Below are 24,747 nucleotides of genomic sequence, written 5' to 3' on the forward strand. Positions count from 1 at the left end.
ACTCGGGGCCGACCCCTTGCAGGCAGCGGAACATGTGTCCAACGACGCGCGGCGCGCGTCGGGCCGGCGGGCAGAACCGCACCGGGAACGTTGTGGCGACGGGCATCAGCGACCGCGCGCCGGGAATCGTACGCCTCCGTTGGCGTGTGCTGTCGGGGTGCTCCCGGCGGCGGCTCACCGCGGATGCCCCGAGGGCGGCAGGCGACGGCTCATTCCGGGTGTCCCGAGGGCGGCAGGGTGGGCACCGCGTGCAGCAGGTCACGGGGGTCGTAGCGGCGCTTGGCGTGGCGCAGCCGCGCCCAGTTCGCGCCGTAGGCGAGCCGGACCCGCTCGGTCTCCTCCGGGGCGAGCAGGTTGGGGTAACCACCGGGTAGGGCGTGCGGTGCGAGCGCGGTCGAGGTCCGCTCGGCCCACTCGCGGTGCGGGTCGGCCTGGTCGCCGGGCGCCCACACCGCGATGATCTCGGCCATCAGGTGGTCGGTGCGCAGCCCGAACGCCGTGTCGGCGGTGCGGACCCGGCTGGCCGCGCCGTGGAAGTGGTGCACGGCCAGCGCGGAGAACGGCGAGGTGACCTGCCGGGCCGCGTCGACGAGCGTGTCCACCGCGCCGTCGGTGAGCGCGGGCAACCAGCGGGTCCGCAGCAGGTAGTGGTTGCCGTCGACCATCCCGCCGTCGAACATCCGCAGCGCGTCCGCGTACGGCATCGGACCGATCTGGTCGACCAGCGGGGTGCCCAGCGCGCGCAGCCGGTCCATCCACGGCAGCCCGGCGTCCAGGTCCGGGCCGCTGTAGAACGGGCAGACGAAGATCACCGGCTCGCCGGCCGGGCCGGGCAGGAAGCCGGTCATCACGGTCAGCTCGTCCGGGGCCTCGGCGACCAGCGCGCCGTAGCCGCGCAGCACGGCCGGCGCCTCGGACAGCGCGAACATGATCATGCCGGCCAGTACGCCGGGCAGCCGGTGCGCGCGGAAGCGCAGCTCGGTGACGATGCCGAGGTTTCCACCGCCGCCGCGCAGCGCCCAGTACAGCTCGGCGTCGTGCCGGGGGTCGGCGGTGACCCGCCGGCCGTCGGCGAGGACCACCTCCGCGCCGAGCAGACTGTCCAGCGCCAGACCGAACCGGCCGCACAGCGGGCCGTACCCGCCGGCGAGGGTGAGCCCGGCCATTCCCACGTCGCCAACCGTGCCGGTGGGCACCACCAGGTCGTAGGGGCGGGCGGCGGCGATCACCTCGGCCACCGTGGCGCCGCCGCCGATGGTCACCGTGGCCGCGTCCGGGTCGACCCGGACGGCGCACAGCCCGGTCAGGTCGAGCACCAGAGCGCCGTCGCGCAGCGCCCGACCGGCCCAGTCGTGCCCGCCGGAGCGGACCGAGACGGGCAGGTGACACCGGGCGGCGACGCGGACCGCCTCGGCCACCTCGTCGGCCTCCCGGCACTGGGCGACCAGCGCGGGCGTACGCGCCACCGCGCCGTTCCAGAGCCGGGTGGTGGTGGCGAAACCGGGCTCGCCCGGCTCGTGCAGCCGGTCGCCGAGCAGGGCACGCAGTCGGGCGGCTGCCGACGCGACATCACCGGTGGCGGCGGAGATCATGGCGACTCCTCGACCGGGGCCGACCCACGACACCGGGTACGCCCCGGCGGCGGCCCGCGCTGGGCGCGACCGTAACACCGGCGGGCACGCGAGCGCCGTCGCCATCACGACAGCCACCGATGGACCGGGGACTCAGCTCCCCGCTTTCACCAGCGGAAACTCCAGGGAACCAGCCGGGCAGAGGAAGGTCAGCACCTCCACCCGATAGAGCCCGGCCTGCATCGCCGGGTCGGCCTCCAGCACGCTGCGGACGTCGTCGACGCTGCCGGTGCGGGCCAGCCCGAAGCCGATCGGCGGATCCGGCTCGCGCGCCGGCCCGTCCACCGAGCCGGCGACCAGGATGATGCCGCGTCGCTGCAACGCCTGCATGTGCTCGGCGTGCTCGGCCTGCAACCGCTGCACCGTCTCGGCGGGCAGGGCCCGCCCGGCCGAGCCGGGATAGATCACGATGCACTCGTACGTGTCGAGCGCGAAGTTGACCTGCGGCACTCCCATGGGTGCTCCCTCCGCCGTCGCCGGAACGCACCGGCTCCGGCCAGCGTCGCACGGACACCCCGGTGATACCGGGCGCTTCCCGGCAACTCGGCTCGGCGCGCCCACGGCGTGTCCGCGCCCACACTCGGCCGACCGGCGGCATGGCCGTGGGGTTCCGGGGGATGATCTATCGGTGGCGGGTGGGCTCTTCACGCCCGCGCTGTCCACGCCCGCCACGACGAAACGATTGGGGATCGGGCCATGGCGACAAATATCAGTGAGCAACCCGCGAAGGCGTCCGGCACCTACCGGATCGGTGGCGACGTCACCGTCAACCGGCTCGGCTACGGGGCCATGCAGATCACCGGCCCGGGTGTCTGGGGTGACCCGAAGGACCCGGCCGAGGCGGTACGCGTGCTGCGCCGCGCGATCGAGCTGGGCGTGACGTTCATCGACACCGCCGACTCGTACGGGCCGTTCGTCTCGGAGTTGTTGATCCGGGAGGCCCTGCACCCGTACGCCGACGACCTGGTCATCGCGACGAAGGGCGGGTTCACCCGATCCGGGCCGGGCGACTGGCGGGCGGTCGGCCGTCCGGAGTACCTGCGCCAGCAGTGCGAGCTGAGCCTGCGCCACCTCGGCCTGGACAGCATCCCGCTGTACCAGCTGCACCGGATCGACCCGAAGGTGCCGCTCGCCGATCAGCTCGGTGAGCTGGCCCTGCTGCGCGAGGAAGGCAAGATTCAGCACATCGGGCTGTCCGAGGTGAGCGTCGCGCAGATCGAGGAGTCCCGGGCGATCACCACGATCGCGTCCGTCCAGAACCTCTACAACCTCGCCAACCGCCGCGCCGAGGACGTGCTGGAGTACTGCGAGCGCAACGACCTCGCGTTCATCCCGTGGTACCCGATCGCGACCGGTGAGCTGGCCCGCCCGGGCGGCCCACTGGACGCCATCTCCACCGCGCACGGCGCGTCGCCCGCGCAACTCGCGCTGGCCTGGCTGCTGCGCCGCTCGCCGGTGATGCTGCCCATCCCCGGCACGTCCTCGGTGGCGCACCTGGAGGAGAACGTGGGTGCGGCCGACGTGCGGCTCACCGACGACGAGTTCGAGGCGCTCGCCAAGGCGAGCTGACCCGCCGGTCCGGACGCCGCCGGGTCAGCCGGCGGCGTCCGGGTAGCCGCAGTGGGTCAGAGCGCGAGGCAGTTGGGTCGTACCGGGCTGTCGACCAGGGCGCCGCGAACGATGGTGTACGCCGTGCCGTCGAGCACCAGGCCGAGGTGTCCCACCACCCGCAGCGGGCAGTACGCCTGGATCAGCACGTTCGTCGCGCCGTCGTTGACGGCGGCGTTGCCGGTCGGGCGGACCAGCTCGTCCTGGAGGGTGCGGATGGTGGTGTAGCGCACCGCGCCCGGGGTGTCGTCGCCGGCGTTGAGGTCGGCGAGGAACGCCGAGCCGATGGTCATCTGCTGGCAGGCCACGACGCCGGCGCAGTTGCCCAGGCCCAGGAACGCCACGATGTTGGCGACGTACGTGCCGTACTGCGGTGTTCCCAGGCTGACGTACCGGCCGACGGTGCCGGTGCCACCGAGTCGCTTGAGGTAGTACCGGCTGACCAGGCCCCCTTCGGAGTGGGCGACGAGGTCGACAGTCGCCGCACCGGTGCTGGCGCGTACCTGGGCGACATAGGTGGCGAACGCGCGGGCCGAGGTGGGGATGTCGCCGAGGCCCAGCCCGGGCAGTTGGTAGATGAAGGTGCGGTAGCCGTCGGCGCGCAGCCGGGCGGCGATCGGCTCGTACGCGACGGCGATGCCGCTGAGCCCGCCGACCACGATGACGGGGTTGGCCGCCGTGGCGGCGAAGGGGTTGGCCGCCGTGGCGGCGAAGGGGTTGGCCGCCGTGGCGGCGAAGGGGGTGGGGGCCGGATCGGCGGAGGCGGCGGTCGCCGTGGCGGTGGACGCGAGCAGCGCGGCGGTGGCGAGGGCCAGGACGAGGGCGGTCTTTCGGAGCAGCATCGCTGCACCTCCGGGGGGAGGCGCCCGGCGAACCGGGCAGGTGGGTGGGGGTGTCCGGTCGACCGTGCGACGATCATCCCCGTAACAATTCAGAAACGTCAATGACTTGTTACGCGTCGGTAACCCGTTGTTCCGGCGGGGGCGTAAACGGTCATACCGCCGGGCTCCATATCGAACGTCCACCGTGGCTGGCATGCTGTCGCCGTGGCTGTCGACGAACCCGCCGAGCGTGAGCTGCGGGTGATGCCGTGGTGGCTGGTCCTGGTCGGCCTGCTGGCCGCCGTCGGGCTGGGCTGGCTGGTACTGGACCTGCTGCTCACCGAGGCCGACCGCGCCAGCCAACCGGACACCCGCGCCACGCTGCGCATCGACGCGATCCGCACCGGTTTGACAGTCGTCGCCGGCACCGGCGGGGGGCTCGCACTGCTGCTCGCCGCCCGCCGCCAGTGGATCACCGAACGCGCGCAGCGGCATCAGGAGAGCGTCGCCGCACGGGACCAGGCACATCGGGACCGGGTACAGGCGCACGCCGAGGCGGTGGCCGACGCCGCGCAGCGCCACCAGGACCGGCAGTCCGCAGCAGCCGAGCACGACGCGGCGGAGCGGCGACTGACCGAGCTCTACACCCGGGCGGTCGAGCTGCTCGGTAACGACAGCGCGGCGGTACGCCTCGGTGGCCTGCACGCGCTGGAGCGCCTCGGTCAGGACAATCCGGGGCAGCGCCCGACGATCGCGGCGGTGCTCTGCGCGTACCTGCGGATGCCGGCGCCCGACGGCGAGCCGCGCGAGACGGAGGTTCGGCGCAGCGCGCAGCGCGTGCTCACCCGGCACCTGCGCGCGGACGACGACGCCTTCTGGCCGGAGTTGACGCTCGACCTGGCCGGCGCCACGCTCGTCGACTTCGACGCCGCCGGCTGCACGCTCGTCGACGCGAACTTCACCGAGGCGGTGTTCACCGGCACGACCACCTTCGCGGGCGCGACGGCACGGGGGCGTGTCCTGCTGGGGGCGGCGACCTTCGGCGACGTGGTCTTCGAGGGGCTCGCGGCCGAGGGCGAGGCCATCCTGGACGGCGTTCGTGTGGGCGGTCTGGCCAGCTTCGACGGGGCCCGGTTCACCGACGGCCTGTCCTGCCGGCGAGCCACCTTCGCCGGTTTGACCTCATTTCGCCAGGTGACCTTCGGTCAGCCGACCAGCTTCGACGCGACCCGCTTCGCGGACGCCGCCACCTTCCGGGAGGCCGTCTTCGACGGCGCCCTGTCGATGGAGCACACCGAGTTCGGCGGGTCGGCCGGCTTCCACTCCGTCCGCTTCACGAACATGGCGCTGTTCCGCTGGACGATGTTCGGCGCGGAGGCGCTGTTCGACCGGGCCCACTTCCTCGACGCCGCGAACTTCGGCCGGGCTCGATTCCACAGCATGGCCAGCTTCCGCGACGCGCGGTTCAGCCGGCCACCGCAGGTCGAGCAGGCTCGGGCGGTGGCCGACAGTGGTCATCGCTGGCCGGCGGGCACGACTGTGGAGCGCCTAGACGACGAGTGGCTGCTGCTGGTCGACCGCTGATCGGTCGAACGGTCGTCAGCGCGACTCGGCCTGCGGGCGCAGGCCGTCGAGGGCCACGCCGAGCACCCGGTCGCGTTGCCCCGGGGACGGAAACTGGGCCATGGTGAGGCCACTGATCAGCCGCACCACGTCGTCGAAGCCGATGTCGTCACGGACCACGCCGGCGGCCTGGGCCCGACGCATCAGTGGCTTACCGGCGGCGAAGATCTCCGTCCGGCAGCTGGCGAAGATCTCGGAGTCGTGCAGCAACTGCTCGGCGAGCGCGCGCTTGGTGGCGGCGTACGCGACGAAGCGGTGCAGCCAGGCGACGAGCGCGTCCCAGGGTGGCAGCTCGGCCAGCCCTTCGGCCGAGTGGCACAGCTCCCGGACCCCCTCGACGTAGACGGCCTCGAAGAGGTGCCGGCGGGTCGGGAAGTTGCGGTAGAGCGTGCCGATGCCCACTCCGGCCCGGCGGGCCACGTCCTCCAGAGAGGCGGCGGCGCCGTTCTCGGCGAACGCCTCACGAGCCGCAGCGATCAGGGAGTCGTAGTTGCGCCGCGCATCGGCCCGCTTGGGCCGCCGGTCGAAGACCTCGGGCGCCTGCCCCGCGCTGCTCATGACGTGCGTCACCTCACCCTGGTTGCATCCGGAGGCAACCCTCCGCTAGCTTAGTGGAGGCACCCCTCCGGAATCCCGGAGGCCTGCCTCCGGTTAGCTTACCTCGGGATCCGCACGATCGCCGCCTGGCCACCCCCGATCGCCCGGACCCGACAAGCCCGCCCGCCAGAGACGACGGGTGACAAACCTCCCTCCGTACCGTTATCAGGAGTCTTCTCTCGTGGCAGTGACATCCCGACGCAGCTCGCGTCGGCTCACCTTCACCGTGCTCGCGGCCGGCGCCGGGTTCTTCGCGATGCTCCAGTCGCTGATCACCCCGGTGCTGCCGACCATCCAGCAGGACCTGCACACCTCCCAGAACACCGTGACCTGGGTGCTGACCGCCTATCTGCTCAGTGCGTCGATCTTCACGCCGATCCTCGGACGGGTCGGCGACATGATCGGCAAGGAGCGGATGCTGGTCGCCTCGCTCGCCGCACTCGCCCTCGGCTGCCTGGTGGCCGCCATCGCCCCGAACATCGGCGTCCTCATCGTCGCCCGCGTCGTGCAGGGCATCGGCGGCGCCGTCTTCCCACTCTCGTTCGGCATCATCCGTGACGAGTTCCCGGCCGCGCGGGTCTCCACCGCCGTGGCCGCCATCTCGGCGATCGTCGCCGTCGGCGGCGGACTGGGCATCGTCCTGGCCGGCCCGATCGTCAGCACGCTGGACTACCGCTGGCTGTTCTGGATCCCGATGGTCGTGGTCGGGCTGACCGCCGTGGCCGCGCACCTGTTCGTACCCGAGTCGCCGGTCCGTACCCCCGGACGCATCGACTGGCGTGCCACAGTGCTGCTCTCCGGCTGGCTGGTCGCGCTGCTGCTACCGATCAGCCAGGGCGCCACCTGGGGCTGGACCTCCACCCGGGTGCTCGGCCTGCTGGCGCTCGCCGTGGTGTTGCTGGCCGGCTGGCTGATCGCCGAGGTGCGCTCGCCCAACCCGCTGATCGACATGCGGATGATGCGCCTGCCCGGCGTGTGGACCACCAACCTGGTCGCCCTGCTCTACGGCGCGTCGATGTTCTCCGTGTACGCGTTCCTCCCACAGTTCGTGCAGACCCCGACCGCGGCCGGCTACGGCTTCGGCGCCAGCATCAGCCAGGCCGGTCTGCTCATGCTGCCGATGCTCGTCGCGATGTTCGTCGCCGGTCTCGTCGCCGGCCGACTCCAGGCCGTCTTCAGCGCCAAGGCGCAGCTCGCCACCGGTGCCGCGTTCAACGTGGTCGCCGCCGCGATGCTCGCCGCCGCGCACGACACCCGCTGGGAGGTCGCCCTCGCCGGTGGCCTGGTCGGCCTCGGCATCGGCCTGGCGTTCGCGTCGATGGCCAACCTGATCGTCGCCAGCGTGCCGGCCAGCCAGACCGGCGTGGCGACCGGCATGAACGCCAACATCCGCACCATCGGCGGCGCGATCGGCGCGGCCGTGGTCAGCGGCGTGATCACCGCGCACCCGCAGGCCAACGGCCTGCCCCGGGAGGCCGGCTTCACGATGGGGTTTCTCGTCCTCACGGCGATCGCCCTGGCCGCCGCGCTCGCGGCCCTCGCCGTCCCGTCCGCCCGGCGGGCGTCGGCCGGTCGCCGGCCGTCCACCGCGACGATCGTCGAGTCGGAGCTAGCCGGCGAGTTCGCCACCATGCCAGCGACCCGCTAAGGGTCCGTGTCGCAGCCCGGGCGGTTCGCCGCCCGGGCTGCGCCCTGTTCAGGAGTACGCTGACCGCTCCCCCACCCACCGACCCGTCGTCTTTCAGGATGCGCCCATGTCCGAGTTGCTGACCGCCGACCGCATCGACGAGATCGGCGTCCTGGGCTCCAAGAGCCCCGACCCGGCCGCCTTCGTCGCCGAACTGGTGGGCGCTGTCGACGAGGGGCGGGTCGCGGACCCCGCCGACATCGGGTACGCCCTGCTGGTCGCCGTGGACATCCTGGAGCAGGCCGGGGACCGGGCCGACGCGCTCGCCCTCGCCACCCGCGCCATCGCCGAACAGCCGGACGACAACGCGTACGCCCGAGCGGTGCGCGGCGGCCTGCTGCTGCGCCTCGGGCGCACCGACGAGGGCATGGTCGAGCTGACCGCCCTGCGCCCGCTGCTGGAGACCGACCCGGCGGCCACGTACCTGATCGACGAGCTGGCCGAGTCCGGCCAGGCCGAGACGGCGTTGGAATGGCTCACCGGGGCCCTGGACGCCATCCTGGACCGGACCCGCACCCAGCAGCACGAATCCGAGGACGCCCAGGACGAGGCCGCGGCCATGATCTACGGCCTGGCCCAGCGGCGGCACAACCTGCGCGAAGAGCTGGGTCTACCCCACGACGAGTACGACAACCTCGCCGACCGGCTGCGCGCCGCCAGCGACCACGCGCTCGGCGCCGTCGACGACGGCCCGGCGACGCTGCTGTTCTGGCCGCAGGCGGAGTTCGACTCCCTGCTGGTGCGCTGGCCATCGCTGGTCGACAGCTACCCGCCCACCTGGGACGAGCACCGCGCCAGCCTCGAACGTGCCCTCGTCGACGCGTCCGGGATGGGCGGCGCCGACCTGGGCGTGGTCGTCGGCACGGTCGCCGACCTGGCGGCCTTCGCCGAACGCACCGGCAGCGACCCCACCAGCGAGGAAACTCTCGACGAGTACGCGGACAGCCTCGACGAGGCCGGCGTGACCGCCTGGCCACCCGGCCGTAACGACACCTGCTGGTGCGGCTCCGGCGCCAAGTACAAGAAGTGCTGCCTGCCGCGCTCGCGCGGCTGACCCTCCCCCGCCGGCTCGGTCCCTGCGGCCCCGGGAGGCCATGTCCCTGGAGAGCCTGATGCCTGTGAGTCATCACGATGACTCACAGGCATCACGTTCGACCACAACCGCCGGCACCCTCTTGAGCGCAGGCCACCGCATAAGCCCCGCGTATGATCGACACCCCGTTCGACCGTCCAGGCTCGACGATGGAGGCGATGGCGTGACCACACACGAGCAGCACGAGACGGTCGAGGACAGCCCGGTCGGCTGGGTCGCCAGCCACATCCGCCGCTACGTGCGGACCGACGGCGCGGACGGGGGCACCTTCCACGGCGTACCCTCGCTGCTGCTCACCACCCGCGGACGCCGATCGGGCACGCTGCGCCGCACGGCCCTGATGTACGGGCGAGACGGTGACGACTACCTGTTGGTGGCGTCCAACGGCGGCGCGGCCAACCACCCCGCCTGGTACCTGAACCTGACCGCCGACCCGGCGGTGGAGATCCAGGTCGGGGCGGAGCGGATCGCCGGGCGGGCCCGGACCGCGACCGCCGAGGAGCGCGTCCGGCTGTGGCCGGTGATGACGAAGGTCTTCCCGACGTACGCCCGCTACGAGCGGGAGACCGACCGGGAGATCCCGGTCATCGTCATCGAACGCGTCGATTGATATCCGTAATTGCCGCAGAGGGCTATGGTGACGCCAGGTAAGCACCCCACTCCGGCAAGGAGGACCCTCGTGCGCCGCATCATCACCACCATCGCACTACTCGGACTGTCTCTCTCAGTCGCGCTCGCGCCAATGCCAGCCAGCGCGGCAAGTAGCGTCGAAGTCACGTCCGGAACTCTGGTCGCGCGCGGCGTCGCCGTGGACCTCACCCTCACCGTGGTTTGCCAGGCCGGCATGTCCGGCACCTCGAACCTCACCCTTCGGCAGCGGTCGGGCGACCACGTCGCGCACGGGACGGGCTGGGCACCCCTCCGCTGTTCCGGTGAGCCCCAGGTCGTCACGGGGCGGGTCTTCGCGGATGCGGGCGGCTACGCCTTCAACAAGGGCGTGGCGCTCGCCAGCGGACACTTCGAACTGTGCGAGCAGGAGAACTGCGAATTCCTGGACTTCAACAACACGTTCCGCGTCACCCGCTGAACCGGTCCAGGGGCTCTAGCCAGGAAAGCGGATGACCGGAAGGTCACCGCCATCGCCGTACGCCTTACCTTCGCTGGTAAGCACCGAGGCGTCGTGTTCCAGGACAGCCATCACGGCGGCGGCGAGGTCAACCCGACCGGTGACGGAGCGCCAGTACGCCAACTCCTGCCAGTCCTCACCCCAGGTGGGCAGCACCGCGCAGGCGGACCGTTCGAGGAGCCGATGCAGCAGTTGTCGATCGCCGGGATCGTCCACCACCGCGAGCGCCTCGGCCGCGACCACAGCCGGCACCCCGAACCGGACCCCGTCGTGAGCCACCTCGTGGATGGGTTCGGCGACATCCATGGACCCGGCCACGTAGGCGAGCAGCGCGGACCGGTCCAGTATCAGCCGGACCGCCGGCGCGTCGGGAGTCGTCACGCCGCCGGGGCCTGGCTGCCGGAGCCGTCGAGCATTTCCGCTGCCGCACGGCGGGAACGGTCCCGCAGCGCGGCACGTCGACCAGGCGACCACTCCTGCTCGACCTGAGCGCGTTGGGCCCTGGCGCGAGCCTGTCCCTCCGCCGTGACGGTCATGCCCCGGCGGGCCAACTCGGCGTCGAGATCCTCGGCACGCATCCGTGCCCGAATCGTGTCGACTACGTAGGCGCTGGCATTGGGCTCACGCTCCAAGCGCTCCGCCACGTCCTGCGGAAGCGAGAACGACTTCTTGCTCACCGACCCGGTCATACCAGGAAGCCTATCGAATCGCACCACCTATCCACAGCGACACGCGGGGTCACCCTTGCTCAGGTGCCCTTGGGCTGGGCGGCACGCGATGACAAGGCGTCCGCGATGGCGGCGAATTCGCGCAGTGCCGCCTCCAGGTCTTCGACGATCTCCCTGCGCGATCACCTCCGGCGGCAGTAGCGCGTCGGCGTCCTCCAAGGAGGCGTCCTTGAGCCAGGTGATGTCGAGGTTCACCTTGTCTCGGGCGATCAGTTCCTCGTAGGAAAAGGCCCGGAACCGCTCGGTCTCGACCCGCTCGGCGCGGTCCTTGCCGGGCAGGTAGCAGTCGACGAAATCCTGGAGATGTTCGCGGCGCATGTCCAGCGCCGCACGCACCTCACCCAGGTGATCGTGTACGGCCTTGTTGCCCTGATCCCCGGCTTAGCTCAAAGGTCAAGCCACTTCCCACGGCACCCCATGCAGCTCACCCGGCTCGGTACGCTGCCGCCATTAGGGCGTCTCCCCCATTGCACCAGGGAGGAGCCGCCATACCTCCCTGGTCAGCGCCGAGTGCCCTTACCTGGCCGGCGATCGTTGCGTAACTCATTCACATTGCGATGCGCCCGCGGCGTGATCAGCCGCGAAATCCTCGCCCGCAACCCCTGGTCCTGAGGTGGAATTACGCTGTAGCCAAGCCTCTCCGCTACCACCACCCGTGGTCAGTTTCCCAGCGCTCGGACCTTGGCGATCGTCTCCTGGACGTGCTGCTTGGCCGGGTCGCCGCCCTGAGACGCCTGCGCGAGCGCCTGACGGTACGAGTCGATCATGCCGACCAGCGGACCGGCGGCCACACCCTCCAGCGCACCGGCCACAAGTGCCCGCGCCTCGGCCGCGTCCTGTGCTGCCGCTGCGGTCTTGGCCTTCGCCTCGTCCAGCTTCTGCGACGCCGCCGCCAGTCTCGCGATGATCTGTGCTGCGCTCACGCGCACCTCCCCGTGATCGACCATCGCCTCCGCCACCGCACCGGCAGAGACCACCTGGGAGCGTACGAGATTCGTGCACCTAGCGCGACCGGCCGCTCGCCCCCGCGTCACCTCGTGAGCAGAGATCGCCCCGAGCAGGCGACTCTGACGGAGCTTGTCCATGAGGCTTCGACCGGGCCGGATAGCGACTGCCGCCTGCGCCGCTCTGCCGCTCCAGATCTTGGACAGTTTCCGTTATCTCGTAACGGAAACTGTCCAAGATCTGGGGAGACGCGGGGCTGGCGGGCGCTCGGACGTTCAGCGTTCGGCGACGAACACGCCGAGCCCGTGAACGCCCTGCACCCAGCCCTGGGTCTGAAGGACCAGGATGGCCTGGCGAACCACGGTCGTCGAGACACCGTGCTGATCCTTGAGCTGCACAGTGGAGGGCAACTGGTCCCCCGGCGCAAGCTCTCCGGACTCGATCTGGCTCCGGATGTGGTCCGCGAGCCGTTCCCACTTTGGTTTGACGGGCATTTGGACTCCCAGGTCTGCCCCGCCATTTGATCACGCGCTACAACTCGTGACAAGTAACGTGTTGTCGTGCTTGCTTTCCGTGACTAGTTGTGTAAAGTTCGAATCGACCGGCTTTCAGGTCTGCAACCCGGAGTTGGTCGTTCCCACCGCGCAGGAAGCGCCCGGCCGCTCGGTCCCCCCGTTCGGCCGGGCGTGCCGGGGTGTGCCCGCACGCCACCCCGACGCAAGAACCGTGAGCAGCTAGGAGACGACCCGACGGGAGCCCTCGATGCCCGATCGACCCGACGAATCCCCTACCGACCCACCAGCCCCAGCCCCAGCCCCAGCCCCAGCCCCAGCCGAGCATCGCCTTATGTCCGATCAGGACGTCGAGGACGCCGACGACGTCCTCTTCGCCCATCCGCCCCGCGTCGTGCGGCGTTGGCTCTGCGAGTGCGGCGTCGACTGCCCCTGTACCGATGTGCGCTTCGCCCTGCTGGTCAAGTCCAGCGCTGAGGCCGGCGAGTGAGCACCGATGCCGTAGACGACCTACGTGCCGCCTGGCTGGCGACGATCTCCGCCGCCGATCGGGCCGGGGCGCAGTTGCACGGGGCGGGGCCGCCCGGCCGGCGGCTGCCCTGGCAGGACGCGGTCACCGAGTGCTGGCGTGCGCTGAGCCTGGTCTACGCCGGCTTGCCCGCCGATCGCACGTCACCGGGAGGCTCGGTCGGGGACCTGCTCGCCGGTCTGCGCGCCTCCCGGGTCGACGCAGACCGGGCCGCCGCGCTGGCCGCCCGTGTCCGCTGGCAGTTGGGCGCGACCGAGGACCGGCCGCGGCGTACCCGGGAAGTGGCGGATGTGGTCGCGGCCCGGCACCTGGCGGCGGCGATCATCCGGTTGGACCTGGTTGTTGCCCGGCTCGCGGTCGGCGGCTGCCGGATCGAGCGATCGGTGGCGGCACTTACTGGAGAGCCTGTGACACCGCGCCGACCCAACAGCCACGACAACGACGCCGACCACGACAGGGCCAGCGACGCCGGCAGCGCCGAACTGATCGCACGTGGCTGCCGGGCGGCGTGCGCTCTGGTGACTAGGCGGCGCCAACTGGCCAGGCAGCGTCCGCACACGAGAGCATTCACGATGATCAGGGGCCGACGATGGTGACCGAATCGCATGCGGCGCTACGCGGCCTGCTGACCGGGCGGCTGCACGGCCACGAACGGCGGCTGGGCCGGTTTGCCGAGTCGGACTGGCGGCGGTACGCGGATCTGCTCGCCGGTGCGCTGTTGGTGGCGGTACGGCGGCGGTTCGTCGCGGGGCAGGATCGCGCGCCGGTGATCAGGTTCGTGGCGTCCGCTCGGGAACGCTACGACGCGACCGGGCGCGACGTAGATCCGGTGCTGGCCGAGGCGCTGGTGTGGGCGGCGCTCGGTGAGCGTCCGCCCGTGCCCCATGACGTGGCGGCGATCGTCGCGCGGACGGTGTTACTGCTCGCCCTGCTCGAAGACGAAGGTCTCACCGACCGCGAACTCGACGAGATCCTCGTGGCCGCCGCACACGGCACCGACGACTCGACGGCCAGCACGGATCGCGCCACAGTCGAATCCGACCGGCAGTGAGCGCAAGGGGCGAAAGATTGACACGAGTTAGCTGAAGTCGGGGTGTCCCGATGGCACGGATACCCCGACTTCAGTGAAACCGAGTGGATCATGCCCGGCGGCGGGCTGGACATGCCAGCAGCGGGCGGGACAGGCCGCTGACAAGCCGCCGGACGGCCGCGCAGCGCGCTACGGCGACGGCGGGCCGTTCTGCGCCCGGGTGATCAGGTCGTGCAACGGCTTGGTCCCGCTGCCGACCATCACACCGGTCACGACGGCATCGACCCAGACCGCCACCCCGTTCCAGTCGGCACCGGCGACCGCGTGCAGCACATAGAAGCCGCCGGCGCTGGACGCCACGGTGGCCAACCCGCTCGCGAGGCCCCACGCGACGATGGTGCGGTTCGCCTTCGCCCGCGCCACCTTGGCCGTGGCCACGGCGACCGCCGCCTGTTCGGCCTCGGTGGGGCCGCCAACCCGACTGTTCATGTCGGTCACCGTCCGGGACAACGCGGCCTCGGCGGCGCGTCCGGGCAACCACCGTGAGAACGGTTCGACGATCCGCTCGACGGCTGCGGCGAAGACCAACAGGGTGAGGAAGACGCCAGTGGTGTCCTCGGGCTGGATTTTCGCCGCGGAGGCGCCGCTACGCCAGATCAGCCACCCGGCGGCAGCGCCGACGGCGATCAGCCCGAAGCCCGCGACCACCGCGCCCGGGCCGGCCTGCTGCGACGCGGCGACGACCGACCGCCCTGGTTCCTGGTCTGGGCCAGGTGCCGTCGTCCCTGCGACAGCATCGGCTTCGGGTGGCGAAGCGGTCGCGCGCTCCCGCACGGACACCGGATCAACGTGAGTGGACGTCAGTCCCTGCAACTCCCTGACCAACCTTTCGACCTGCCGCCCAGGAGAGACGATCAGGAGCGCCGGTCTCCCCAGCGGATTGCGTACCGACAGCGCTCGGGGCGCGAGACTACGGCACCGGTCCCGGCACAGTGGAGGCGACGGCCGGAAGGCACGGCGTCGAGGCCTGCTTCCACCGTCGAACGGATCATGCCGGTCGTTTCGGCGAGTCGAGCCTCGGCCGCAACACCAGGTAGCAGCGTTAGCGCACCATCGACGGTGTGGACATGGCGCTGCAGTGGCTGCGGATGGTGTGGGGCTGGCTGGACGAGGTCGATCTGGCGCTGGGCGTCCTACTGGGCATTGTGGTGGTTTCGGGTTGGGTGAGGATCCGGATGCATCGGCTACGGCGCGGAGCGCCGGAAGAGCGGTACCGCCGGTGGTTCATCACGGAGCACCGGGTGTACAACCCCTACCTGGCCGCGCCGGAGACGCTACGACTCGAACGGACCCTGGTGCCGCTGTTCGTCACCGAGGATGGGCAACCGGACCGGGCCGCCGACGCCGGCGAGCGGATCGCCGACCGGGACAGCCATGTCGTCCTTCTGGGTGACGCCGGGTCCGGTAAGACGACCACGCTGAAAGCGTTCGGGATCGCGGCCCTCGGCGGCATCGACAATCGCGGTGGAGACGGGCGAAACCGTGAGGTGCCGTTCCTGGTGCCGGTGCGGCTGCTCCGCGGCGTCGTACATCCGGGCACGCTGACCGACTACATCCTTGCGATGCTGCGGTCGCAGAAGGGGCTGGCGCTGACCAAGGAGGAGGCCCAGCAGCTCCTCGCCCAGGTGTTGCAGCAGCGGCGCTGCGTGGTGCTGCTCGACGGGCTGGACGAGGTGACGCCAACCATGTACTCGGCCGTCCGGGACGAGGTGTACCGGTTCCTCAACGACCACACGCCGGAGCTGCCGACCGCCAACGCCCGCATCGTGATCACCTGCCGGCGGCTCACGTTCCTGCGGATCGCCGACGACTGGCGGCCGGAGCGGCTCGGTGCGCACCGCAGCTATGTGCTGGCACCACTGCGGGACACCGAGATACTCGCCTACCTGCGGGCCTTCCCGGATCGGTTCCCAGAGGTGGACGGACCGCAGCGGTTCATGCAGCAGCTCCGCGCCTCGGGCACGCTGGGCATGCACCGCAACCCGCTGGTCCTCTCGATGTCGGTCGGCCTGTACGCGGGGCGGAAGTTCCCCGCCATCGCACACTCGACGGCCCGGCTGTACGACGAGATGATCGACGAGATGCTCGGCCGGCACAGCTTCCGGGCCGATGACCTCTCCAGCGGTGCGAACGAGTTCGACCAGGCCGACAAGCTTCGAGTTCTGCGGGAGTTCGCGCTGCGGGCGGCGCTCGGCCCGCCAGGGTTCGGGCCGTTCGACCGGTTGGCGCTCGTCGACTTCGTGTCAGCGACGGGATATCGGCTACGGCAGAACCTCAACGGTCGAGCCGGCGACTTCGTCGACGAGATCATCCATCGGTCTGGGCTGCTCAGTCGGGTCGCCGACGAGCAGTACGAGTTCGTGCACCGCTCGTTGCAGGAGCACCTGGTCGCCGCCGAGCTGCTGCGCCAACGCGACGACGGCCTACGACTGCTGCGCGAGCGGGCGATGGAGCGCGAGTGGCGTCGAGTGGTGCTCTTTTACACCGCCGTGGCGGACCAGGCCGTCGTCACCGGCTTCATCGAGGATCTGGGCGACGTCGACCCGGCCCTCGCCTGCGCCTGCCTGGCGGGAGCGGACTGCCTCAACCCGGTCGGATTCTCGGTGCTGGAGCGGATGGCCGAGCCCCTGCGCGACCCGAGGCCCGCGGTGATGCTCCCCGCCCTGGCAGCGGTGCTGAACGCCACGGCATCGCCGCGGGCGGCGATCCGCGACGCCGCCCGCGATCTGGCCTTCACCTGGCTGACGAAGGTCGCCGGCGAGGCGGACGCGGCGGACGCGCTCGGCGGCACCCACGAGACGCTGCTCGACGTGGTGACGATGCTGGTGGAACGGTTGGGAGAGAGTGCCGTCAGCCGCCTCATGGTGGCCCGGTTGGTGGGCGTCGTGCCCGATGATCCACGATTCGTCGAGCCGTTGTGGCGCTGCCTGCGCACCGCCGAGGGCGCAGGCACCGACGACCCCTCCCTCGTACCGTTGGTCGACCGACTGCTCCGGCTCGCCACCGACCCGGCCTGCTTCCACACGTTGCAGCGTCAACCTGCCGCGCACCCGAGGTTCGCCACCGCCCCTCTGCGCCAGCAGGTGTATCCGTTCCGGCGCGGGCTGGACCGGGAGTCGAACCTGGTGACCCTGTTGTGCTGGGCCAGGGAGGTCGCCGCGGAGGCAGCTGACGTCAACCGTTTCCTGGAGGCCAAGGCCACCGACCCGGGGCGCTGGGCCAGCCTGGAGGCGGACTGGCGTCACCGGGCCGCCTCGGTCGTCGTTCCGGCCTTCCGGGCGCACCGGGTCGACCGCCACCCGGCCGAGCGGGCAACGGGCGCGGCGCTGACCCTGCTCTCGGTAGCGGCGCTCGTCGCCGTCGGTTGGGATCTGGCCCGGCCCGGCGGCTTGTTGGGCCCGTTCGGCGGCACCGCGGCGGTCCTGCTGGCGACGGTGGAGCTGGGGTTGGCGCTGACCATGCTCGGGCTGCAACCCCGGATCCGGATGCGTGGCGTACGGATGTGGCGACCCAACGAGTGGATCGACGCCTACGAGGACCCCCGCAGCCGACACTGGCTGGTGCCTGACGTCGGCGAGGGCCGGCCGGTGGGCGGCGTCACGGCGTGAGGTACGGCGGGGCGTCGGCCGGCAGCCGGGGGCCGGTCCTGCCGAGTTGCCGGTACGTCACGACCTTGCCGGTGGCCCGCCCGTCGCCGTTGGCCCGGCCGCCGAACGACAGGGTGCCGGACGCGCCAGCGACCTTGTGCGCCAGCGCGAGGTTGCTGAACTGGGTCTGTACGTCTGCGGCTCCCGGCAGGTTGTCCCTCCCGGTGGCCATCCGGATCGCTTTCACAGCGCTCGCGACGGCGTCGTGGTACATCACCGCGTAGCCGTCGTTCAGGTCGTCGGACGGGAACTTCTCATCGACGTGGTAGGCCTTGAGGAAGTCCGCGAAGCCCGCCGGCGTACCGGGTCGCTTGCCGATCCAGCCCGGCGCGTCGGCCGAGGAGGCCCAGATCACCGAGACGTTGGCCTCGTCGAGGAGACTCACCTGCTGCGACGAGAGCTGAAAGCCGGTGGCACCGACCATGACGGTGAGTGGGTGGTTGCGGCAGGTCCGCTCCCGCAGCGCCGCGGCCAGGCTCGGAAAGTCGGCGACCCGGCCGGCGTAGAACACCATCTGGAGTTTGATGGCGTCGTCGGCCACCGCGTTGCACAGGTTCGTCACCACCGGGCTGAAGACGTTCGGCATGGCCGGGTTGCCGACCGTACCGCCGGCGAAGGCCTGCGGAGGAGCTTTGAGATAATCCTTCAGCACGTTGGTGAAGGCCTCTGTCAGCGTCAACGGGTAGGGGTCCTTGTTCTGGTCGTAGACGACGATCCCGTTGCGGGGAAGCGTGTCCCGGTTCTTGTCCAACAGGTCTTTCAGCGACATCGCGTAGTCGACGTTGCTCGGGGACACACTGTGGAACGTCGAGTATCGCTCTGCGCTGAGGCTGGTCGCGGAGGTGACAGCCCCGACCATGGGGATGCCCCGCTGGGACAACGCCGACGCCACCCCTTCGGTGCCCGTGAAGCTGGAGCCGAGACCCACGACGGCCACCACCGGATGCTCGGCGTCGCCGAGCGCCACGATCGCCGGAACGAGTGCGTCGAGAGCCGGTTGCCTGCTGCCCTGGTTGACCAGGAGCAACTGCACGGCGGGTGCGTTCTGGTCGCCGAAGGCCGGCGAGGTGTTGGCCCGGCGCAAGGCCACGTAGGCGCCCTGCAGACTGAATTTGATCGGTTCGAGGGTCATGGCCGAGGCGGCGGGTTTCGGCGCGATGCTCAACGGCGTCAGCAGCACGACCCGGACGTAGCGACGCGACTGGGCGACCTCTCGATTGATGACGAGAATCTTCTCGGCGACGTCCCGGATCGCGGGGTCGAGCGTGGCACTGTCGGTGACCGGGCCAAGGCACTCCTGGGTGCTGTCGTCCAGCAGGCCGATGCAACCGGTCGCCGAGGGCGTCGGGCTGCTCGTTCCGGACGGCTCGGACTCGTCGTTGCAGAAGGCCAGCATGCCGACGAGCGCGACCAGCGCAAGAGCTATGACCCCGGCCATCCCGAACCGCAACGCATTCGTTCCCGTCGAACTGAACACCGACTACCTCCATTGGGCGCGAGCCTTTGGATGCAATTTCTACCGGCACGCCAGATCTGAGGCTCCTACACTTCATTCATCGGCCTGGCGCGGCGACCAGCAGATACAGACACCGTCTCCACCATCGGTCACGCCCAACGAATGGACTCGCTTCAGTCATCTAAATGACTCGGCACCGCGACCGGCCTTTCGATTCACCGCTCACGACACTCCGAGTTGAGACGATCAGAGCCTCAGCAACCGGAATGCGCACCGATAGCGCTCGGGGCACGAAACTGTGGCACCGACGCGAACACGGTGGACGGCCGGTCTACCGCAGACTCCCGTGCGAGGTGATGACCCATCGCCGGGCGCACCCACCCGTCAGCGCAGGCCGCGGAGCAGCAACAGGTAGGAGCAGTAGGCCATCGGCACCAGCAGGAAACAGATCAGGAACCCCAGCGGCAGGTACCGCGGCGGGGTGCCGGCGACCATCGCGGGCCGCCCCCACCGACCCAGCACCAGGTACCCGCCGAAGAACGCCACCGCCGGCAGCCCCGCACAGATCCACGCGCCGAGGGTGAAGCCGTCGACCAGACCGACCCCGGAGGCGAGCACCAGCATCAGCATCAGCACACCGGCCGCCGCGCTGCACCCGGCGTAGACGGCGACCGCCCGGGCCAGCGGCGACCACGTCGGCAGCAGCAGCGGCCGCTGGGCCAGCAGCTCCGCCTGGTGCCCGTGCCGGTCGGCCTCGTCGGCCATCCGCCGGGCCAGCTCCAACTCCACCGCCGGGTCGACCGCCGCCGCGCGCTGCGCCGGCACCCCGCCGCCCGCCGGGCTCACCGCCGTCGGCAGCGCCAGCCGCGCCTCCCCCACCGGCAACTCGGGGTACGCCCCGACCCCCGCCCGCCCCGGCGCGCCGGCTGCGCCGTCGGGTGCCCCGTCCCCGGATCCGGGCCTCACCGACGCGCCCGCCGAGCCGGCCGGCGCGGTGGAGGGGGCGGACCCCCCGGCGGACACCCCTCCAGAGCCGGTCGTCGGCACCGGGCCGGCAGCGGAGGCCGACCCGGAGCCGGGCGGCGGGGCGGGCCAGGTGGTGGCCTCGCCTGGCGTCCCCGTCCCCTGGCTCGGTCCCGGGCCAGCGGACGGGGGTGGTTGGTCGACACCGATCGCCTGGCCCAGCCGGTCGAGGCGCTGCCCCTGGGCGGTCAGCCGCTGCTGGAGGTAGTCGACGGCGGCGTGCAGGTCACGGCGGCGCGCGGACTCGGTGGCGGCGTGTTGTTCCCCGGCACGGCGCTGCTCGGAGAGCTGCCGGGCCAGCGCCGCGTACTCCTCGAAGGACACTGTCACCGTTCCCCGTCCGGCTCGTGCCCGTCGCCGACGAACGGGACTATCAGCCGGATGCGCTGGTCGTGCCGGTCGATCAGCAGCGCCCGGTCGGCGCGGGGCGTGTAGGTCAGGTCGTGCGCGCCAAGGTGCAGGGCCAGCTCGGCGCCGGGCACGTTGAGCGCGACCAGGCAGGCGACGTCGTCGCGGTTCTGGGTGCCGCCGAGGTCGTCGGCGAGCCGGCGGAGGCCCCGCCACCAGCCGAGCAGGTGCACCCCCTGCCCGGGGCCCTGACGCAGGACGGCACGCAGGTCGTCCAGGCCGGAGCGGAACGTGCCGGGGTCGGTGACGCCGAGGATGGGCGCGGCGGCGTCCATGCCGAACACCACCAGGTATTCGCGGCCGGTGGGCTCGGCGGCCAGCGCGGTGATCCGGTCGCGCAGCCCCGCCGCGTCGAGGCGCTGCACCGGGTGGCCGGCGGCCCGCAGCGCGGCCTCGGTGTCGTCGGCTACCGGGTCGGCGGCGCTGACCAGGCAGGCCAGCTGGAACCGGGCGTCGCCCGGGGTGTGCTGGCGGGCCAGGCTGAGCGTCGCGCCGCGCAACACGTCCGCGCCGATCGGTGCGGTGCCCACCACGGCGAGGTGCCGGCCGGGGGTGCCGTCCATCAGGAACAGCGCGGTGGTGCCGTGCACGTCGACGGTTCGGCCGACCAGGGCCATCGGGCGTCGACCACCGGGGCGCAACCCGGCGAACGTGGGGTCGTCCTCGATCCGCGCGGCTTCGTACCCCTTGAAGACCGCCGGTGCCCGCGAGCCCTGCGGGCGGGCCTGCCACAACTGGTGGCGCAGCGCGGCGAGGTCCGCCGCGGCGGCGTGCGCGTCGGGGAAGCGCAGCTCGGTGTCGGCGCCGACCGCGCCGGCGGCGGTGTTGACCACGGCGGAGCCGATCGGCAGGGCCGCGGCGGCGTCGTTGAGCTGGTCGAGCACCCCGCCACCGCCGGGCAGCGCCACCCGCAACGCGAACTGCCCGAAGATCGCCTCGGCCCGCCCGTAGAGGGCTTCGATGCCGGTCATGCTCTGGCTGGCGAGCACCAGGTGGATGCCGTACGAGCGGCCTTTGCGGGCCAACTCCTCCAGCAGGTCGACGGACTCGCGGGCCAGCGCGTCGTTGCCGGCGAGCAGCACATGGAACTCGTCGATGACCGTCACGATGCGCGGCAGCGGATTGTCCCGGGGCAGGTCGGCGAGCTTGGTGACGCCGTGCCGTTTCAGCGCGGTGGCCCGGCGCTGGGCCTCCCGGCGCAGCTCCCGCAGCACCGCGAGACCGTACTCGCGGTCGGACTCGATACCGACGGCGCGGGCGTGCGGCAGCCAGGACGGGTCCCGACCGGTGGGCACGAACTCGGTGAAGCTCACGCCCTCCTTGAAGTCGAGCAGGTAGAGCTGCAACTCGGCCGGCGAGTAGCGGGCGGCCAGCCCGTAGAGGACGTCGAGGAGGAAGACGGTCTTGCCGGCGCCGGTGCGCCCGCCGACCAGCCAGTGCGGGGTGGCGTCGTCGAAGGCGAGCGTCAGCGCGGTGTCGAAGGTCGCGGTCGACCCGCCGCCGGCCCGGCCGATCACCGTACGCAGACCGTTGCTGGCGGACTCGGCCCAGCGCCGTTCGGGCAGCAGGTCGGTGAAGTGCAACGCGTCGGCGCGGCGGGTGGCGGTGCCGAGGTGCTCGGCGAGCGCGCGTACCGAGGCGGGCGGCGGGTCGCCGTCGAGCAGGACCGGTGCGGCGAGCCCGCTGCCGTCGGCGCTGAACGGCGCGCCGGGCGGATCGCCGACGTGCGCGTACCCCTGGTTGAGACGTACCCCGGTGGTGCCGCCCAGCGGCGGCGCGGTCTCGCCGGGCAGCCGGGACGGGTAGCCGGCGAGCAGCACGCACACGGCGGCGGCCGGGCCGGCGTGGGTGAGCGCGGCGAGCCGGGCCAACTCGCGGGGCGGCGGCACGGCGGTGGCGACCACCACCAGCAGGCGGCGGGCGGCAGGCTGACCGTGCTGGGCGGCGCGGGCGTGCTTCTCGGCGGCGTCCAGCAGCGCGGCCACCTCGGCCTCGCTGGTGGCCGGCGCGTCGAGCACCCCGGCGTCGAGCAGTGGGCGCAACGGACCGAAGGTGGCGCCGAGCGCGACGGTGTCGATGCCGGCGACACGGACCTGACCGGGTGGCGCGGTGGCGACCAGCCGCAGCACCAGCGCCCGCAGCAGCCCGGCGACCTGCGGTTCCCGGGCGTCGGTGTCCAGGGCCAGGTGGTAGCCGCCGCCGAGCGGAACCAGCACCGGAAAGCCGCCGTCCGAGGTGGACGCCTCGCCGATCCGCACCGCGGCCGGCGCGTCGGTCAGCGGCGTGACACCCGGGGCGGGGTTGGCCAGCGCACCACCGAGGCGGGCGAGGCGGGCCACGAGATCGTCGACACCGGCCGACGCGACGGCGGTCGGCGCCGCCCCCAGGACACCGCGGACGGTGTCCAGATGGGCCCGGGCCGCCCGGTGGGAGTTGACCGCCTGCCCGTACGCCGACGCGAGCCTGCCCACCCTCTGCCCCCAACGCCACGGCCGCCTGGTCCCAGGAACCCTAACGGACACCGGCTGCACCCGGACAGTCCTGCGAGGACGTGTCACGCCGGACCGGTCCGACCAACGTTCCGCCGGAGCACCTCCGATGGGTGCGGCGGGCCGGCGACGTTCACAGTTGTCGATTAGGTTGGGTGGCGAACACCCGATGGAGGGAGTCCACCCCGTGCGACGAGTCCTCACGGCGGCCACCACCGCCCTGACCCTCACCACTGCCGGCACCATGCTCGCCGGCACCCCCGGCCAGGCCGCTCCGACGGCCTGGGGCCGCCCCGTCGTCTCCGCCGCGCCGCAACCCGGCACGCCCGGACTGGGCGACAGCTACTTCCCCGACTACGGCAACGGCGGCTACGACGTCGAGCACTACGACGTCCGGCTGCGCTACGAACCGGCCACCGACCTGCTCACCGGCACCACCACGATCCTCGCCACCGCCACTGAGGACCTCTCGACGTTCAATCTGGACTTCCTGCTCGACGTCGAGTCGGTCCGGGTCAACGGCTGGGCGGCGACCACCAGCACCGCAGGGGTGCACGAGTTGGTGGTCACCCCGGCCCGCACGGTGACCCGGGGCCAGCAGCTCACCATCGTGGTGCGCTACTCCGGCGTCCCGTCGGAGGCCCTGGTCGACGGTTACACCGGTTGGACGCGTACCGACGACGGTGCTCTCGCCGTCAACGAGCCCGAGTCGGCGTGGTGGTGGTTCCCGAGCAACGACCACCCGCTGGACAAGGCCACCTACGACATCTCGGTGTCGGTGCCCACCGGCGTCGAGGTGATCAGCAACGGCGTGCAGCCGAGACCGCCGGCGGCCGAGGCCGGCAACCGCACCCGGTGGATCTGGCGGACCACCTCCCCCACCGCCACCTACCTGGCCTTCATGGCCATCGGCCAGTACGACATCGTCACCGACACCACACCGGGCGGCCAGCCGGTGATCAACGCGTACAGCACCTCGCTGGGTGCGCTCGGGCCGGCCGCGCGGGCCAGCATCGAGCGGACCGCCGAGATCGTCGACTGGGAGAGCGGGATCTTCGGCCCGTACCCGTTCGAGGCGCAGGGTGGTGTGGCCGGGCCGGTGGACGGCATCAGCTTCGCGCTGGAGACACAGACCCGACCGGTGTACGGGCCGGGTTTCTGGCGACGCGGCGCCAACACGTACGTGGTGACGCACGAGCTGGCCCACCAGTGGTTCGGCGACTCGGTCTCGGTGGCCGACTGGCGCAACATCTGGCTCAACGAGGGCTTCGCCTCGTACGCCGAGTGGCTCTGGTCGGAGGAGCAGGGCGAGGGCACCGCCCAGGAGGTCTTCGACTTCACCTATGCCAGCTACCCGGCCGACGACGAGTTCTGGCAGGTGCTGCCCGGCGACCCGGGTGCCGCTCGGGTCTTCGACAACGCCGTCTACGACCGGGGCGCGATGGCCCTGCACCAGCTGCGGCTGGCCGTCGGCGACGACGCGTTCTTCGAGATCCTGCCGGCCTGGACGGCCGAGCACCGGTACGGCAACGGCACCATCGAGCAGTTCCAGGCCCTGGCCGAACGGATCTCCGGTCTGGACCTGGACGAGGTGTTCACCACCTGGCTGTTCACCGCCGGCCGGCCCGACGTGGCCAGCGCCGCCCGCAAGGCCGCCCCGCCGACCGAGCCGAAGTCCTGGGCCAAGATCCGCGAGTCGCGCCACCTGCTGTCGCGCTAGCCCCACCACCAGCG

Annotated in this window: 24 protein-coding genes; 11 read left to right on the forward strand and 13 right to left on the reverse strand. The window is 71.6% G+C overall.

Annotated features, from left to right (window positions below):
* Positions 1-209 precede the first annotated feature (209 nt).
* Together V6U86_RS05360 and V6U86_RS05365 are read right to left on the reverse strand one after the other, a co-directional pair.
* Positions 210-1,592, reverse strand: a complete 1,383-nt coding sequence (locus tag V6U86_RS05360) for an FAD-binding oxidoreductase (protein WP_334499081.1) — start codon at positions 1,590-1,592, stop codon at positions 210-212.
* Positions 1,593-1,724: 132 nt separating this feature from the next.
* Entirely contained in the window at positions 1,725-2,087 is a 363-nt protein-coding gene (locus V6U86_RS05365; protein ID WP_334499084.1) for a YciI family protein, read from the reverse strand.
* Positions 2,088-2,327: 240 nt separating this feature from the next.
* Between V6U86_RS05365 and V6U86_RS05370 the strand changes: the two genes are divergently transcribed.
* The gene (locus V6U86_RS05370; protein WP_334499086.1) at positions 2,328-3,200 is read left to right on the forward strand and encodes an aldo/keto reductase; all 873 of its coding nucleotides are present in this window, start codon (positions 2,328-2,330) and stop codon (positions 3,198-3,200) included.
* Positions 3,201-3,256: 56 nt separating this feature from the next.
* On the opposite strand, the gene V6U86_RS05375 is transcribed toward V6U86_RS05370, so the two are convergent.
* Entirely contained in the window at positions 3,257-4,081 is an 825-nt protein-coding gene (locus tag V6U86_RS05375; RefSeq protein WP_334499089.1) for an esterase/lipase family protein, read from the reverse strand.
* Between the two features lie 204 nt (positions 4,082-4,285).
* On the opposite strand from V6U86_RS05375, the gene V6U86_RS05380 reads away from it, so the two are divergent.
* Positions 4,286-5,644: a pentapeptide repeat-containing protein gene (locus V6U86_RS05380; protein WP_334499091.1), complete on the forward strand. Its 1,359-nt coding sequence runs from the start codon at positions 4,286-4,288 to the stop codon at positions 5,642-5,644.
* A 15-nt stretch (positions 5,645-5,659) separates the two neighbouring features.
* On the opposite strand, the gene V6U86_RS05385 is transcribed toward V6U86_RS05380, so the two are convergent.
* Complete coding sequence (locus V6U86_RS05385) at positions 5,660-6,241, reverse strand: TetR/AcrR family transcriptional regulator (protein WP_334499093.1); 582 nt, start codon at positions 6,239-6,241, stop codon at positions 5,660-5,662.
* A 220-nt stretch (positions 6,242-6,461) separates the two neighbouring features.
* Between V6U86_RS05385 and V6U86_RS05390 the strand changes: the two genes are divergently transcribed.
* From V6U86_RS05390 to V6U86_RS05405, 4 genes are all read left to right on the forward strand, one after another.
* Positions 6,462-7,928: an MFS transporter gene (locus V6U86_RS05390; protein WP_334499095.1), complete on the forward strand. Its 1,467-nt coding sequence runs from the start codon at positions 6,462-6,464 to the stop codon at positions 7,926-7,928.
* A gap of 106 nt (positions 7,929-8,034) precedes the next feature.
* Positions 8,035-9,021 carry an SEC-C domain-containing protein gene (locus V6U86_RS05395; protein WP_334499098.1) on the forward strand — a complete coding sequence of 329 codons (987 nt, stop codon included), beginning with the start codon at positions 8,035-8,037 and terminating at the stop codon, positions 9,019-9,021.
* Positions 9,022-9,223: 202 nt separating this feature from the next.
* Positions 9,224-9,670: a nitroreductase family deazaflavin-dependent oxidoreductase gene (locus tag V6U86_RS05400; RefSeq protein WP_334499100.1), complete on the forward strand. Its 447-nt coding sequence runs from the start codon at positions 9,224-9,226 to the stop codon at positions 9,668-9,670.
* Positions 9,671-9,739: 69 nt separating this feature from the next.
* Positions 9,740-10,147: a hypothetical protein gene (locus tag V6U86_RS05405; RefSeq protein WP_334499101.1), complete on the forward strand. Its 408-nt coding sequence runs from the start codon at positions 9,740-9,742 to the stop codon at positions 10,145-10,147.
* A 15-nt stretch (positions 10,148-10,162) separates the two neighbouring features.
* Here V6U86_RS05405 and V6U86_RS05410 read toward each other — a convergent pair whose 3' ends face one another.
* The 5 genes from V6U86_RS05410 to V6U86_RS05430 all read right to left on the reverse strand — a co-directional run bounded on the left by V6U86_RS05410 (position 10,163) and on the right by V6U86_RS05430 (position 12,353).
* Positions 10,163-10,492: a hypothetical protein gene (locus V6U86_RS05410; protein WP_244235774.1), complete on the reverse strand. Its 330-nt coding sequence runs from the start codon at positions 10,490-10,492 to the stop codon at positions 10,163-10,165.
* A 71-nt stretch (positions 10,493-10,563) separates the two neighbouring features.
* Positions 10,564-10,875: a hypothetical protein gene (locus V6U86_RS05415; protein ID WP_210786230.1), complete on the reverse strand. Its 312-nt coding sequence runs from the start codon at positions 10,873-10,875 to the stop codon at positions 10,564-10,566.
* 27 nt (positions 10,876-10,902) lie between these two features.
* On the reverse strand, positions 10,903-11,250 hold the full coding sequence (locus V6U86_RS05420; RefSeq protein WP_334499106.1) for a hypothetical protein: 348 nt from the start codon (positions 11,248-11,250) through the stop codon (positions 10,903-10,905).
* A gap of 323 nt (positions 11,251-11,573) precedes the next feature.
* Positions 11,574-11,837 (reverse strand): DUF6244 family protein, encoded by a 264-nt coding sequence (locus tag V6U86_RS05425; protein ID WP_030489032.1) that lies wholly within the window; start codon positions 11,835-11,837, stop codon positions 11,574-11,576.
* A 297-nt stretch (positions 11,838-12,134) separates the two neighbouring features.
* Complete coding sequence (locus V6U86_RS05430; protein WP_334499110.1) at positions 12,135-12,353, reverse strand: winged helix-turn-helix domain-containing protein; 219 nt, start codon at positions 12,351-12,353, stop codon at positions 12,135-12,137.
* A 352-nt stretch (positions 12,354-12,705) separates the two neighbouring features.
* Here V6U86_RS05430 and V6U86_RS05435 point away from each other — a divergent pair, with 352 nt between their 5' ends.
* The 3 genes from V6U86_RS05435 to V6U86_RS05445 are packed head-to-tail and all read left to right on the forward strand — an operon-like array spanning position 12,706 to position 13,951.
* Positions 12,706-12,861 (forward strand): hypothetical protein, encoded by a 156-nt coding sequence (locus V6U86_RS05435; RefSeq protein ID WP_334499112.1) that lies wholly within the window; start codon positions 12,706-12,708, stop codon positions 12,859-12,861.
* Positions 12,858-13,496 (forward strand): hypothetical protein, encoded by a 639-nt coding sequence (locus tag V6U86_RS05440; RefSeq protein ID WP_334499114.1) that lies wholly within the window; start codon positions 12,858-12,860, stop codon positions 13,494-13,496. Before V6U86_RS05435 ends, V6U86_RS05440 begins: the two co-directional genes overlap by 4 nt.
* Positions 13,490-13,951, forward strand: coding sequence for a hypothetical protein (locus tag V6U86_RS05445; protein ID WP_334499116.1), 462 nt, complete (start codon positions 13,490-13,492; stop codon positions 13,949-13,951). Before V6U86_RS05440 ends, V6U86_RS05445 begins: the two co-directional genes overlap by 7 nt.
* A gap of 168 nt (positions 13,952-14,119) precedes the next feature.
* On the opposite strand, the gene V6U86_RS05450 is transcribed toward V6U86_RS05445, so the two are convergent.
* Positions 14,120-14,770, reverse strand: a complete 651-nt coding sequence (locus V6U86_RS05450; RefSeq protein ID WP_334499118.1) for a hypothetical protein — start codon at positions 14,768-14,770, stop codon at positions 14,120-14,122.
* Between the two features lie 287 nt (positions 14,771-15,057).
* Between V6U86_RS05450 and V6U86_RS05455 the strand changes: the two genes are divergently transcribed.
* On the forward strand, positions 15,058-17,598 hold the full coding sequence (locus V6U86_RS05455) for an NACHT domain-containing protein (RefSeq protein WP_334499120.1): 2,541 nt from the start codon (positions 15,058-15,060) through the stop codon (positions 17,596-17,598).
* Here V6U86_RS05455 and V6U86_RS05460 read toward each other — a convergent pair.
* The 3 genes from V6U86_RS05460 to V6U86_RS05470 all read right to left on the reverse strand — a co-directional run bounded on the left by V6U86_RS05460 (position 17,588) and on the right by V6U86_RS05470 (position 22,995).
* Entirely contained in the window at positions 17,588-19,114 is a 1,527-nt protein-coding gene (locus tag V6U86_RS05460; protein WP_334499122.1) for a hypothetical protein, read from the reverse strand. The genes V6U86_RS05455 and V6U86_RS05460 overlap by 11 nt on opposite strands.
* A gap of 363 nt (positions 19,115-19,477) precedes the next feature.
* Entirely contained in the window at positions 19,478-20,446 is a 969-nt protein-coding gene (locus V6U86_RS05465; protein ID WP_334499124.1) for a hypothetical protein, read from the reverse strand.
* Complete coding sequence (locus tag V6U86_RS05470) at positions 20,443-22,995, reverse strand: FtsK/SpoIIIE domain-containing protein (protein ID WP_334499126.1); 2,553 nt, start codon at positions 22,993-22,995, stop codon at positions 20,443-20,445. Before V6U86_RS05470 ends, V6U86_RS05465 begins: the two co-directional genes overlap by 4 nt.
* 205 nt (positions 22,996-23,200) lie before the next feature.
* Here V6U86_RS05470 and V6U86_RS05475 point away from each other — a divergent pair, with 205 nt between their 5' ends.
* Positions 23,201-24,733: a M1 family metallopeptidase gene (locus tag V6U86_RS05475; RefSeq protein WP_334499128.1), complete on the forward strand. Its 1,533-nt coding sequence runs from the start codon at positions 23,201-23,203 to the stop codon at positions 24,731-24,733.
* Positions 24,734-24,747: the final 14 nt, after the last annotated feature.

The organism is Micromonospora sp. CPCC 205558 (assembly GCF_036902955.1).
Classification (GTDB): Bacteria; Actinomycetota; Actinomycetes; order Mycobacteriales; family Micromonosporaceae; genus Micromonospora.